The 13,684-nt window shown below is 36.2% G+C and carries 12 protein-coding genes; 11 read left to right on the forward strand and 1 reads right to left on the reverse strand.

Annotated features, from left to right (window positions below):
- Window positions 1-766: 766 nt before the first annotated feature.
- Window positions 767-1,627 (forward strand): phytoene/squalene synthase family protein, encoded by an 861-nt coding sequence (locus tag ACFIK4_RS00290; RefSeq protein ID WP_375611260.1) that lies wholly within the window; start codon window positions 767-769, stop codon window positions 1,625-1,627.
- Between the two features lie 912 nt (window positions 1,628-2,539).
- Here the strand turns inward: ACFIK4_RS00290 and ACFIK4_RS00295 are convergent.
- Window positions 2,540-4,429, reverse strand: coding sequence for a peptidyl-prolyl cis-trans isomerase (locus ACFIK4_RS00295; RefSeq protein WP_375674501.1), 1,890 nt, complete (start codon window positions 4,427-4,429; stop codon window positions 2,540-2,542).
- A gap of 154 nt (window positions 4,430-4,583) precedes the next feature.
- On the opposite strand from ACFIK4_RS00295, the gene tpiA reads away from it, so the two are divergent.
- The 10 genes from tpiA (at window position 4,584) to pdhA (ending at window position 13,671) form a co-directional block, all read left to right on the forward strand.
- Window positions 4,584-5,348 (forward strand): triose-phosphate isomerase, encoded by a 765-nt coding sequence (gene tpiA, locus ACFIK4_RS00300; protein ID WP_375672004.1) that lies wholly within the window; start codon window positions 4,584-4,586, stop codon window positions 5,346-5,348.
- 82 nt (window positions 5,349-5,430) lie between these two features.
- A complete protein-coding gene (secG, locus tag ACFIK4_RS00305; RefSeq protein WP_375612906.1) occupies window positions 5,431-5,883 on the forward strand; it encodes a preprotein translocase subunit SecG in 453 nt (150 codons plus the stop codon).
- Window positions 5,884-6,012: 129 nt separating this feature from the next.
- Entirely contained in the window at window positions 6,013-7,641 is a 1,629-nt protein-coding gene (locus ACFIK4_RS00310) for a CTP synthase (RefSeq protein ID WP_375638113.1), read from the forward strand.
- Between the two features lie 36 nt (window positions 7,642-7,677).
- Window positions 7,678-8,514 carry a 3-deoxy-8-phosphooctulonate synthase gene (gene kdsA / locus ACFIK4_RS00315; RefSeq protein WP_273791141.1) on the forward strand — a complete coding sequence of 279 codons (837 nt, stop codon included), beginning with the start codon at window positions 7,678-7,680 and terminating at the stop codon, window positions 8,512-8,514.
- Window positions 8,515-8,585: 71 nt separating this feature from the next.
- A complete protein-coding gene (eno, locus tag ACFIK4_RS00320; protein ID WP_375674504.1) occupies window positions 8,586-9,872 on the forward strand; it encodes a phosphopyruvate hydratase in 1,287 nt (428 codons plus the stop codon).
- A gap of 92 nt (window positions 9,873-9,964) precedes the next feature.
- Window positions 9,965-10,372: an NINE protein gene (locus tag ACFIK4_RS00325; RefSeq protein WP_375674506.1), complete on the forward strand. Its 408-nt coding sequence runs from the start codon at window positions 9,965-9,967 to the stop codon at window positions 10,370-10,372.
- 382 nt (window positions 10,373-10,754) lie between these two features.
- On the forward strand, window positions 10,755-11,165 hold the full coding sequence (locus tag ACFIK4_RS00330; protein ID WP_375611267.1) for a TM2 domain-containing protein: 411 nt from the start codon (window positions 10,755-10,757) through the stop codon (window positions 11,163-11,165).
- Window positions 11,166-11,548: 383 nt separating this feature from the next.
- Window positions 11,549-12,001, forward strand: coding sequence for a TM2 domain-containing protein (locus tag ACFIK4_RS00335; RefSeq protein WP_375611268.1), 453 nt, complete (start codon window positions 11,549-11,551; stop codon window positions 11,999-12,001).
- A 182-nt stretch (window positions 12,002-12,183) separates the two neighbouring features.
- The gene (locus tag ACFIK4_RS00340) at window positions 12,184-12,495 is read left to right on the forward strand and encodes a septum formation initiator family protein (protein ID WP_012754998.1); all 312 of its coding nucleotides are present in this window, start codon (window positions 12,184-12,186) and stop codon (window positions 12,493-12,495) included.
- 135 nt (window positions 12,496-12,630) lie between these two features.
- A complete protein-coding gene (pdhA, locus tag ACFIK4_RS00345; protein WP_273791144.1) occupies window positions 12,631-13,671 on the forward strand; it encodes a pyruvate dehydrogenase (acetyl-transferring) E1 component subunit alpha in 1,041 nt (346 codons plus the stop codon).
- Window positions 13,672-13,684: the final 13 nt, after the last annotated feature.

A 13,684-nucleotide genomic window follows, 5' to 3' on the forward strand; every position in this document is an offset into this window, starting at 1 on the left:
CATAACTTAACACATTAAGTGTTTTTTAAATACAGCAGCAAGTATTCAGGACAAAGTTTGCTCATAGTTCCTAATGAATCACATGAGTGATCAGCTCTTGGGACTTAAGACAGTTCATAAGAGGCATTTTAATTCTTTCTTATACAGTTTTTACCTACAAGCCAGTTCCGCTTATGACGTGCAAGGGAATAGTTTTTATTGATGTAACATGGAATTGGTTTGAAATGAAAGCATATCTACGATATTTGGGATTCTAATTTAATATACAAAACACAAAATTATGATTATAAATCAATGCGTTTATAGTAACAGAAACGCACCGAGAGCAATTGGATTTTTTACAAATTGGTGTTGGTAAGAGCCTTTGTCTTTTAGGATGGGGAGGAGGTCAATGATTTGATGAAGTTTTTGTGATCAGTGCATTTTTTATAAAATAACATTGTCATCTATCCACTGAAAAAGTGTCTTGCATTGTTTGTTGTTCAAGTTTTACTATGCATGTTACGATTGGTTTTTAGCTTTTTTATTGCAAATGAAAACTTGAAGTCCGATAAGATAAGTTTTATCAGAAAAATTATTTATTTAATTTTTTTCTTTCTAAAACGAAAAGGGATTAGAAAAGAAATTTTAATTCATAATACAGTTAAGAGACACATTTAAAAATCTTATTTTCTGAACTGTATTTGCTTATCCTTCATTTTTTAATATGAATAAAAAGAGGGTATTAATTTAATTGCTAAAAAAGGGACGTTAATAGGTTCATAGAATGATAGGCTCTCTTCCTTATTGTCTTGATATTTTACGTACCATAGATCGTGATCGCTATATATCGGTTTTATTTGCACCTAAAAAAAAGCGCCAAGCATTGGCTGCTCTTTATGTATTTAATGCTGAAGTTTCTCGTATCCGCGAAAGTGTACATGACCCACTCATAGGAGAAATACGGTTACGTTGGTGGTATGATGCTATTGCTCATGGTGAAATGCAAACGAGTGGAAACAATCCGATTTTGAATGATTTATTAAAAGCAATCACTCTTTTTAATTTACCTAAGACAGCTTTTTTACGTTATTGTGATGCGCAAATTTTAGATCTTTATCACAATCCAATAGAAACACTTCATGATCTAGAGCATTATTGTGGTGAGACAGCAGGCATAATTTTACAGCTTTCTTGTCAGATATTAGATCCTGAAACTGCACAAGAGTTTACAGATATCTATGAACATGGAGGGATTTCTCAAGGATTAAGCGGTGTATTGCGTCTTTTATCATTCATGCAATCACGATATCAATATTATTTACCCACTGATATATTAAAGGCTGTAGGAGTGAATAGGGAAGATTTGGAATCTCATCGTCTCAGCGATCAACAAAAGGGTTGTATTGTTGAAGCTATGGTAGCATTATCGCGCGATCATTATACCCAATTTTACGAGTATTCTTGTACTTTACCTAGAGTTCTTAAGCCAGCTTTTCTTCCATTGGTCATTGTACCAGCTTCTCTTCAAAAAGCTATACAGCTGGGGGCAGCAATTTTTCAAGAGAGTGCAACTTTGCCATTGATGTATCGCTATTGGTTGATAACAAGGGCAGCAATAAGCGGCAATTTTCCAAAGATATTGTAAAAAAATATTACTACGTTGGAATGCGTAACATGTAGACTGATTTTTTCATATGAAGATAAAAGGAGCTATTGTGATTCCAAACCATTTTTTTGTTATAAAAAATGTTGATGTTTTGGTTGTTATGAACGCAAAAGAATAAGAAATTTTATGATCTTGAAAATACGCTGTATTTCTTCATCAGTAATATGTTTTATTCAGAGTATTGGATGGGTGAGATGCAGAGAAAGAAAAACATGAGATAAATCTTAATACATTGGTTTGTTTGAAGAAGAACTTTTAAGTACTCTGAATGTATTGATTGTATCTCATTTGCAAATGAAATGAAATTTCTATTTTATGAGAGAAGTTATCTTAGCAGTCTATAAGTCTATAAAAAACTCTTATTTTTGAGAAATTATAACATCATAATTGATGACTGTTATGATTGATGAATATATTGATTTATAATGATAATACGTTTTTTCTTATATTGAATGAGAGTCTTGAATAGAAAAAGATTTCTCCATTTTTATAATGAATTTTAAAAATAGTTTTTTTATCTATTATAAGTTGGATGTGTAAATGAAATCATTTAAGGAAGAAGCAATACGCTCCCTATGAATGAATATTAAGAGTAGCAATATAATGAGCTATGAATGAATGACGATAGGGATGATGTTTATAGCTTAATGGGCGGCAACCTTTACGACCTTTGGATGGATAATGTTTTTTAATGCATTGCAAAAACGATTCTACATTCCATTGACTATTTTCTCGCAAATCCATACATGCACTGTTTTGCGAGAAAATGAATCATTATACAAACGCTGATCCTAAGATATGCAGACAAGAAATCCGTCTTACCTCTTCAACTATAGACGAAGAGCTGATGAAAACTTTATCAATAAGTTCTTAAAATTATGCACAATCTTTTTATTGGAGAGCGTTAAAGATCTGATTATAATTTGTGCTATTAATTTCCAAAGGATGTTCTTTATTGGCAACTTGTAGCATTTCTAGCTTGAGATCTTCTCTTATCATCATATCTATATTGGCGCGGACCTCAGTTGAAAGATTATGAGACGTGATATCTTTAGGCATGGTTACAGTCTTTATTTGATAAATGATGCGGTTTGTTGCAACCGGACCTTTTATGATGCCATAATGACCTTTGGGAGCGGAAAATAATGCTTTAATGCCTTCAACGCCAAGGGTTTCAGATGAGTCTTGACGCCGGAGGGTTGGTGTTGTTTGTTTTGTAACACCAAGGGTATGAGCAAGAGCAACAAGACTTTTTCCTTCCGTGAGCTGTTTGAGAGCATTTTGGGCTTTTTCATCAAGAAGACGTTGGATTTCCTCATCTTTCCATTGAGAAAGAACATCTAGCTTAGCCTCTTCAAGTGTCTTATCACGGGAAGGAATAATTTTATCGACCTTGTACCAGAGATATCCACCATTTTGAAAAGAGAGAGGATCAAGATCGACTCCTTCGTTTGATTGATAGATGGCATTCAGTAAAATATCTTTTTGAGGCAAATCCGTGAGTATTGCACCTTCAAGCGTTTTTCCCGTTTTATCAATAGTAATTGTGCGCAAAGATAACTTGTATTGGTCAGCTAACTCTTTGAGAGAAGCACCCTCAAAACGAGCATTTTCAATGGCAGCATAATTGTTACGGATATCATCAGTAGCACGATTTTTGGCAAGTATTTGGCGAATATTTTCTTCTACACTTTCAAAAGGAAGAGAGCTTGAAGGTTCAATATGCGTAACGCGAATGAGAACAGGTCCCTGTAAGTCATTTATCACAGGACTGACTTGGCCTTGTTGAAGTTCAAAAATTTCAGATGTCAGATGATTAGGAAGTTCGTTTTCTGCGAGAGGACCTTTTTTTATGTCATTAAGAGTCTTTTTTTCAGCTTTTACCAGTTCATCAAAACTCAATCCATCAGCTATTTTTTTTGCTGCATTATCGGCTTCTTCGCGTGAGGGGAATCGCAGTTCTTCGAATGTACGCTTTTCAGGCGTTACAAAACGTGAAGCATTTTGTGTATAATAGGCTTTCGCCTCATCTGTTGAGATATCTTTAGGTTTTACAAAATCATTAAGTTCCATAGATAGCAAAGAGACAGTACGGTATTCTGGAGCACGAAATTGACTTTGATGTGTTTCAAACCATTTTTGTAATGTTTCGTAATCAGGATCAGCAATTGTTTTCTTTTCTTTTAGATCAATAACGAGATAATCAGCAATACGCATTTCTCCTTGATAAAGAGCAAGTGCTTTATAAAAGAGATTTGGTGCCTTCATATCAGAAAGTAAAGCAGCAATAAGCTGATTACGCTTTTCTTGTTTGGTGTAATAATTAAGAAAAGCACTTTCACTAATACGTAAATGCTGAAGATAGTTATAAAACAAGTTTTTATCAAAAATGCCATTTACCTGGAACATCTTATCAGAACCAATCGTATGAGCTATTGTATCTTTTGAAAGACTTATTTTCATTTTACGTGCTTGTTCATCAAGCAGTACATTTTGTTGTAATTGATTAAATACAAAAGCAGGAATTTGGTATTGCTGCATTTCATTTGTTGTAAACATTCGTCCAAGATGAGCAGCATATGCTAAACGTGCGCTTTGATCGGCGAGTGCAAGACGATAATCATCGACAGTTACTGTGGACTTTCCAGAAGTAATAAGATCTCTTTCACTTTTTTTGTGTAACTGCGGTACCCCCCATAAAAGAATGAAGCATAAGAGTAAAATAGCAAGGAAAATTCTAAAAATCCAAGAATTTGTAGCATTTCTTATGATGTCAAGCATTGTTCAAGTCCATTTTTAATGTGAGTTATTATCAAAGCTGTAATGGAATTTGCAATAAAGAGATGAAAGATGCAAGCTTTAAAGACTTGCTTTCATTTTATAATTTGGTAACTACAGATAAACAATGTATTGTAAAAGCTCTTGAGGTGAAAATATGTCTCAAAATATTCGGCCTTTTCTTGCTGGAAATTGGAAAATGAATGGAACGAGTGAATCGCTTGGAGAGTTGCGTGCTATTGCTACAGGCGTTAGCTCTGATCTAGGTCATCTATTTGAAGCCCTAATTTGTGTTCCAGCAACGCTTTTATCGCGTGCTTCTAATACGCTGAATGGTGAAAATCTCCTTTTAGGAGGACAAAATTGTCACTTTGATGATCATGGTCCTTATACTGGAGATATTTCAGCTTTTATGCTTAAAGAAGTGGGAGCAAGTCATGTTATTATTGGGCATTCAGAACGTCGTACAGTGTACCAGGAAAATGATGCGATTGTCTGTGCCAAAGTGCAAGCTGCGTGGCGAGCAGGTCTTGTGGCTCTTGTATGTATTGGTGAAACATTGGAGGAGCGTAATAATAATAAAGTACTGGATATTCTCACGCAGCAGCTTGAAGAATCTCTCCCAGATGATGCAACAGCAGAGAATACCATTATCGCTTATGAACCAGTTTGGGCAATAGGCACCGGCAATACAGCGACTCCAGAAGATATTGCAAAAGTACATCATTTCATTCGTGATAGGGTGCGCTCTCGTTTTGGTGATGAAGGCAATAAGATACGTTTGCTTTATGGTGGATCCGTAAAACCATCCAATGCATTTGAGCTTTTAAGCATTGCTCATGTTAATGGTGCTTTGATAGGTGGAGCAAGCTTAAAAGCGATTGATTTTTTAACTATTTGCGATGTTTGTCGTAAACTATAGCAGAGAAATTTGAGTTTCCCCTTGGATTGTGCGTTATTTATGTGTAAATAGCTATTAAAGAGTTATTTGAAGAGCAGGGTTTATGCAAACAGTACTTATAGTTATTCATTTTTTGATTGTGATTACTTTGGTTGGTGTTATATTAATTCAACCTTCAGAAGGTGGTGGGCTAGGTGTGAGTAATAGCTCAGGGTTGATGAAAACTCGTGGATCTCGAAACCCTTTAACACGTTTGACTGCTATTTTAGCCTGTTGTTTTTTTGTTGTGTCTATTGGACTTACCGTGGTGAGTAATATATCAAATTCTAGTTCTGATATCTTAAAGCGTATACCGGTTAATTCAGAACAGAATTCTACCAATAAAGACTCAGGATCAGTCCCATCGTCAGATGGTGAGTCTTCCCCTTCTATTCTTGAACAGCTAGGAGGCACTTCGAATTCTTCGCAGGAACAGAAACAGTCCACAAATCCTGAAGCAGAAAGTCCAGTTCCTCAGGTTCTTGAAAATACAGTTCCCGATAACAGTACAAAATAGTTTTTTAAGAAAACATAGACTTTTTAAAAAAGGTGATTTTTTTCGCCTTTTTTATTTTAGAAGAAAAATTGTTTCTTTTTGCATTTTTTGCTGGAAAAATCATTATAAATTGCTTATCACCATAAGCCCATGGCACGTTATGTTTTTATTACTGGTGGTGTGGTTTCTTCCCTTGGAAAAGGCATCGCAGCGGCGGCGTTAGCAGCGTTATTACAGGCTCGTGGCTATCGCGTACGTCTTCGCAAACTTGATCCTTATTTAAATGTTGATCCAGGTACGATGTCACCTTATCAACATGGTGAAGTATTTGTGACCGATGATGGTGCAGAAACGGATCTTGATCTTGGTCATTATGAGCGTTTTACTGGGCGTTCTGCAAATAGCCAAGATAATATTACAACAGGGCGTATTTATCGCAATATCATTGAACGAGAGCGGCGTGGTGATTATTTGGGGGCAACAGTCCAAGTTATCCCTCATGTTACAGATGAAATTAAGAGATTCATTACGATGGGAAATGAAGAATTTGATTTTGTTTTGTGTGAGATAGGTGGAACGGTTGGTGATATTGAAGCAATGCCTTTTCTAGAAGCGATTCGTCAGCTTCGCAATGAGCTACCGAGACAAAATGTCGTTTATGTCCATCTCACATTAATGCCTTATATTCCTTCAGCAGGTGAATTAAAAACGAAACCAACACAACATTCTGTCAAAGAATTGCAAGCAGTTGGTATTTCTCCTGATATTTTGCTTGTACGTGCAGATCGATCTATTCCAGAAACAGAACGGTGCAAATTATCACTTTTTTGCAATGTTCGCTCCAATGCAGTCATTCAGGCATTAGATATGCCAACAATTTATGATGTTCCTATGGCATACCATAAGGAGGGTTTGGACTCTGAAGTTCTTTGCGCTTTTGGAATCGATTCGGCACCTTCCCCCAAAATGGATCGTTGGGAAGATATTACGCATCGTATTCACCATCCTGAAGGAGAAGTTACGATTGCTGTTGTGGGAAAATATACGGGCTTAAAGGATGCTTATAAATCTCTTATTGAAGCGATTGCGCATGGTGGTTTAGCGAATAGAGTGAAGGTTAGTATTGAGTGGATTGATTCGGAGCTTTTTGAAAAAGAAGATTCTGTTTCAGCTTTACAAAAAGCCCATGGAATTTTGGTTCCAGGTGCTTTTGGGGCACGAGGGGCAGAAGGGAAGATTCGAGCAATTCAATTTGCGCGAGAGCGTAAAGTTCCATTTTTAGGGATTTGTTTTGGGATGCAATTAGCTTGTATAGAAGCTGCGCGCAATATTGCACAGATTGAGAATGCTTCATCAAGTGAGTTTTGCGAAACAGACAATCCAATTGTAGGTTTAATGACAGAATGGCTTAAAGGAGACGTTCTTGAAAAACGTACAAGAAATGGTGATCTCGGCGGTTCAATGCGCCTTGGTGCTTTTGCTGCTGAATTAAAAGAAGAGAGTCATATTGCTCAAATTTATGGGGTGACCAAGATTGTCGAGCGACATCGTCATCGTTATGAGGTCAATATTGATTATAAGGATAAGTTAGAACAGTGTGGTTTGATTTTTTCTGGGATGTCTCCTGATGGTATTTTACCAGAAACGATAGAATATGTAGATCATCCATGGTTTATTGGTGTTCAATATCATCCAGAATTAAAATCCCGTCCTTTTGATCCACATCCGCTTTTTTCTTCTTTTATTGAAGCTGCTGTAGAACAAAGTCGATTAGTTTAATGCATAAATTGGGTTACTTTGCTTTTGAGGGATAAAATGACTAAACCAAATGCCCGTGTGAAAGTTGGAAATATGATTTTTTCAAATGAAATGCCTCTTTCATTAATTGCAGGGCCGTGTCAGATGGAAAGTCGTGATCATGCTTTTGAAATGGCTGGTCGTATTAAAACAATTACCGATCAGCTTGGTATCGGGTTTGTTTATAAATCAAGTTACGATAAAGCCAACAGAACCTCTTTGGGGGCGGCACGTGGTATTGGTCTTGAAAAAGCAATGTCCATTTTTTCTGATTTAAAAAAAGAGTTTAATTGTCCCATATTAACTGATGTGCATACAGAAGAGCAATGTACAATTGTTTCTTCTACAGTTGATATTTTACAAATACCGGCTTTTTTATGTCGTCAAACAGATCTTTTGGTAGCAGCCGCCAAAACAGAATGTGTTATTAACATTAAAAAAGGTCAGTTTTTAGCGCCGTGGGACATGGAGAATGTTTTAAAAAAGGTTGTTTACAGTGGTAATCCGAATGTTATGCTTTGTGAGCGAGGCACGTCATTTGGTTACAACCGACTTATTTCTGATATGCGTTCGTTGCCTATTTTACGTTCATTTGGTGCTCCTGTTATTTTTGATGCAACGCATTCTGTTCAAGAACCTGGGGGGCAGGGGGCTTCATCTGGTGGGCAGCGTCAATTTGTTGAAATTTTAGCGCGTGCAGCTGTCTCTGTTGGGGTAGCTGGTATTTTTTTAGAAACACATCAAGATCCAGATAATGCACCTTCTGATGGACCCAATATGGTTAAAGTTGATGATTTACAAAGATTGCTTGAGACTTTAATGGAATTTGATTATCTGTCAAAAAAGTTGAGTTGAGAAGAGAAAAAATATTTCATTAATAGGGCTTTATAAATGAATCGAGACTTTTATTGGATAAGGAAACACATATGACTATAATTGTCGATATCATTGGGCGTGAAGTTCTTGATAGCCGTGGTAATCCAACGGTAGAAGTTGATGTTCATTTGGAGAATGGAGCTTTTGGTCGCGCTCTGGTTCCTTCGGGAGCTTCAACAGGAGCACACGAGGCTATAGAGCTTCGTGATGGTGGTTTGCGCTATCAAGGGAAAGGTGTTGAAAAAGCGGTTGCTGCAGTTAATGGCGAAATTCTTGAAGAACTTGGTGGGCGGGATGCAACAAATCAAATTGCTATTGATCAAGCAATGATTGCTTTGGATGGAACGCCAAACAAAGCCCGTCTTGGTGCCAATGCACTTCTTGGTGTTTCATTAGCTGTTGCAAAAGCAGCTGCGGATTCATTAAATTTACCTTTGTATCGTTATATTGGTGGTACACAAGCGCATATTCTTCCAACCCCCATGATGAATATTATTAATGGTGGCGTTCATGCTGATAATTTGATTGATTTTCAAGAGTTTATGATTATCCCTATAGGAGCTCCTACTGTAAGAGAAGCTATCCGTTATGGCGCTGAGATTTTCCATGCATTGAAAAAGCGTTTAAAAGATGCGGGTTATAATACCAATGTTGGTGATGAAGGTGGTTTTGCACCTCAATTTAAAAGTGCTGATCAAGCAATTGATTTCATTATGGAATCTATCATGATATGTGGCTATAAACCAGGTGAACAAATTGCCATTGGTTTAGACTGTGCTTCAACCGAATTTTATAAAAATGGTTCGTATTTTTATAAAGGTGAGGGGAAATGCCGTGACATCCAAGAGCAGGTAGATTATTTAGCGCATCTTGTGAAAAATTATCCTATTATTACAATTGAAGATGGAATGGCAGAGGATGATTGGGAAGGTTGGAAGCTACTTACTGACACAATTGGAGAAAAATGTCAGCTTGTTGGCGATGATTTGTTTGTAACGAATTCAGCACGTTTGAGTGATGGTATCAAAATGGGGGTAGGCAATTCTATTCTCATAAAAGTTAATCAAATTGGTACATTGAGTGAAACACTTGATGCTGTAGAAGTAGCACATAAAGCAGGTTATCGTGCCATTATATCACATCGTTCAGGCGAAACAGAGGATTCTTTCATTGCAGATCTTGCGGTTGCAACGAATTGTGGACAAATTAAAACAGGTTCTCTTGCACGTTCGGATAGATTAGCCAAATACAATCAACTTATTCGTATTGAAGAAATGCTAGGAGCCCAAGCGCGTTATGCTGGTGATTTAGTGTATAGTTCTGAGCACAAAATATGAAAGTATAAGATCATTTAGATTATGAAATTGAGATTTCTTATCAAAGGCATATACGCAATAATTTTTAAGTGTTTAAATTTATAGGGATTAAGATGAGAGGTATAATTATTAGTCAAGATCAAGGAACTTATCTCGTTGCTGGTGATGATGGTAAACGTTATCAGTTTGCGACTTGGGATTGGTTGGGAAAGAATCCACCAAGGATTGGTAATGCTGTTGATTTTGTCTGTGAAGGGGGGGTTGTCAGTTCTGTTTTTCCATTGTTGAGATCAAGTACAGAGAACACAAAGATAATGTTCGCACTGCTTTGTTGGGTTGCAGGTATCTTTGGTGTCCATCGCTTTATGGTTGGTAAAGTTAGGACTGGGGCTTTAATGCTGGTTCTATCTTTATCATTGTTTGGATTGATAATTACCGGCATTTGGGCAATTGTTGATTTTATAGTCATTCTTGGAGGAAGATTTACGGATAAAGATGGAAATCAGATTACAGATTTGTGAAAATCTTATAATAAAAAAAGGTAATTTAGCTCGCTTTTTATTTTTATAAATATATTAAGTTGCATCATGCAAAATTATTGTACTATATTTATTTAATATGAGATATTAAAAAACATGTACAGCTAAGTAAAAGTATTGAAAAAGATAATGCTATTTTATATGGGTAAAGCAAAGGTATAAATCAACTAAAGCATGTTTTTTGTTACTGCTTATAGCAGGGGGAAATATTAGATTATTGGGGAGTTCCGAACTATTTTAACTTCATGTTTATCATGGTGAGTACGAATTGTATTTACACCGTGAGGTTAATCCGCATATTATCGAATTAGAAATAATCTCTTTATGAATAACACATGAGGAGCAGCTTTATAGGTGGGCAAGAATGAAAGGTAAGATTATTGGTCAGGATCAAGGAGATTATTTTGTTTCAGGGGCTGACGGTAAGCGTTATCAATTTTCAAGTTTCGATTGGTTAGGAAAAAAAACACCAAAAGTGGGTGATACCGTTGATTTTGTATATGAAGATAATGTTGTTAAATCTGTTCTCCCTCTCGTGAGTAAAACTCAGTCAGAAAAATCAAGATTGGCGATAGCACTTGTTTGTTGGTTTTTTGGATGGTTGGGAATTCATCGCTTTATGGCAGGTAAAGTTGGAACGGGTATTGTAATGCTTCTTATAACGATAACAGGTATAGGGCTGTTAGTTACTATACCGTGGTCATTCATTGATTTTATAGTTATTTTATCCGGATATTTTAGGGATGAAAACGGGGATAAAATTATAAATTGGTAGAAATTTTAGAATAATATAAAATGTAAAGAGTGAGGCACTTTCTTTACTTTTAATGTTGTCAATATATTAATTTAATAATGTAAATTATTTTAATATATGTCTTTAAATGTGAAATATTAAAGAAAATTATGAATATTTAAATAAAACTATTGAAAAAGACTGTACTATTTCATATGAAAAAAGCAAAGGTGCAAATCGAACAGCGTGCTTTGTATTACCACTTGTAATTGCGGGAATTTTAAGTTGTTGGGGAATTTTTAGCTTTTTAAATTGTCATATATCACGGTGAATGCAGACTGTATTCATGCTGTGAGGTTTATTCAACATATTATCATATTAGAAGAAAAGCTTCTTTATGAATAACAATTTTATAGGTGGTGAAGATGAAAGGTAAGATTATTGGTCATGATCAAGGAGATTATTTCATTTCAGGGGCTGATGGTAAGCGCTATCAGTTTGCGAATTGGGATTGGTCAGGAAAAACGCCGCCGAAAGTTGGTGACGTCGTTGATTTTGTGTGTGAAGGGGATACCATTAAATCTATTTTCCCTATCTCAACTGAAGGTCAGTCACAGCAATCAAAAGTGACGTTAGCGGTCGTTTGTTTTTTTCTAGGTGGACTAGGACTTCATCGTTTTATGGTTGGTAAAGTTGGAACGGGCATTGCAATGCTTCTTATAAATATAATAAGTGTAATAAGTATAATAAGTGTAATATTTATGCCGGTAGGGCTTATAGGAATTTTTTTGATAATTACACCTTGGGTATTGATTGATTTTATAGTCATTTTAACAGGAAGTTTTAAGGACAAAGATGGGTGTAAAATCACAACTTAGAGGATATCCAATATTTATAATATAAAAAGTGGGGCATTCAGCTTACTTTGATCGTATTAAGGGGGGGATAAATTGAAATAACAAATTATTTTAGTGTAGATTTGGTAATGAGGTATTAATCAAAATCGTGCATAGTTGGGCTGATTATTAAGAAATTTGTGCTGTAAAGACTGTGCTATTTTATGTGGACAAAGCAGAAACGTCGATCAATCAAAGTACGCTTTGTACTACCTCTTATGACGGTGGGAGTCTTAAGCTATTTCAGTTATCACATTTATCATGGTGAGTATGGATTGTATTCACGCAGTGAAGTTAATCAGCATATTAGCGAATTAGAAAAGGAGCTTCATAAAATAGAAGCTGAGCGGATATTCATGGAAAAGCGTATTTCTCTTTTACGCAATGGGCATATAGAAAAAGATATGTTGGATGAGTATGTCCGAAAGAATTTGAACTTTTCTAAGCCAAATGAATTGACAATCTTAATACCTTGAAATGATACCAAAGGTAAATGAAAAATCGCTTAATTTAAACAACAATCAGCAATGATATTGTTTAAGCCGATTGATAAGGCTTGTAACTTTTGTTCGTAAAGGTTATTCCTAAATAATCATAAAAGGGAGTTTAATATGGCAGAACGACTTAAAAAAAATTCTGCGTCGGCGGCGCGCACTGCATTATCAAGCACCACAAAGAAAGCACCAATAGCAGATTTTACAAAAGAAGAAGAAATTGATGCTTATCGTGAAATGCTTTTAATTCGCCGTTTTGAAGAAAAAGCAGGACAACTTTATGGTATGGGGCTTATTGGGGGATTTTGTCACCTTTATATTGGTCAGGAAGCCGTTGTTATAGGAACATTGAAAGCGGCAAAAGAAGGTGATCAGGTTATTACGTCTTACCGTGATCATGGACATATGTTAGCGGTTGGGATGAGTCCGCGTGGTGTCATGGCAGAATTAACGGGGCGCCAAGGTGGCTTTTCCAAAGGGAAAGGTGGCTCGATGCATATGTTCTCTAAAGAAAAGAACTTTTATGGAGGACATGGTATTGTTGGTGCGCAGGTTCCCATTGGTTCAGGTTTGGCATTTTCGAATCAATATCTTGGTAAAGATAATGTGACATTGGTTTATTTTGGTGATGGTGCTGCAAATCAGGGGCAGGTTTACGAGAGTTTTAATATGGCTTCACTTTGGAAGCTTCCCGTTGTTTATATTATTGAAAACAATCAGTATGCTATGGGAACGTCAGTTTCACGTGCATCTGCAGAAACTGATTTTTCACGACGTGGTCTTTCTTTTGAAATTCCAGGTATTGTTGTTGACGGTATGGATGTTCGATCAGTAAAAGGAGCTGCTGATGAAGCAATTTCTTGGGCACGCTCAGGTAAAGGACCGATCATTCTTGATATGCAGACCTATCGCTATCGTGGTCATTCCATGTCTGATCCAGCAAAATATCGTTCAAAGGAAGAAGTCCAAAAAATAAAAGAGGAGCACGATCCGATTGATCAAGTAAAAAGTCGGATTCTTAAAAAAAATTGGGCGAGCGAAGACGATTTAAAATCTATTGAGAAAGAGGTCCGTGCAATTGTTGCTGATGCGGTAGATTTTGCACAAAGTGATCAAGAGCCAGATGCTTCTGAGCTCTATACTGATATTTTAGTTTGATGCGAGGGAAGCA

It is taken from the genome of Bartonella sp. AP9QHHD, from assembly GCF_042195625.1.
In the GTDB taxonomy this organism is placed as follows: domain Bacteria; phylum Pseudomonadota; class Alphaproteobacteria; order Rhizobiales; family Rhizobiaceae; genus Bartonella.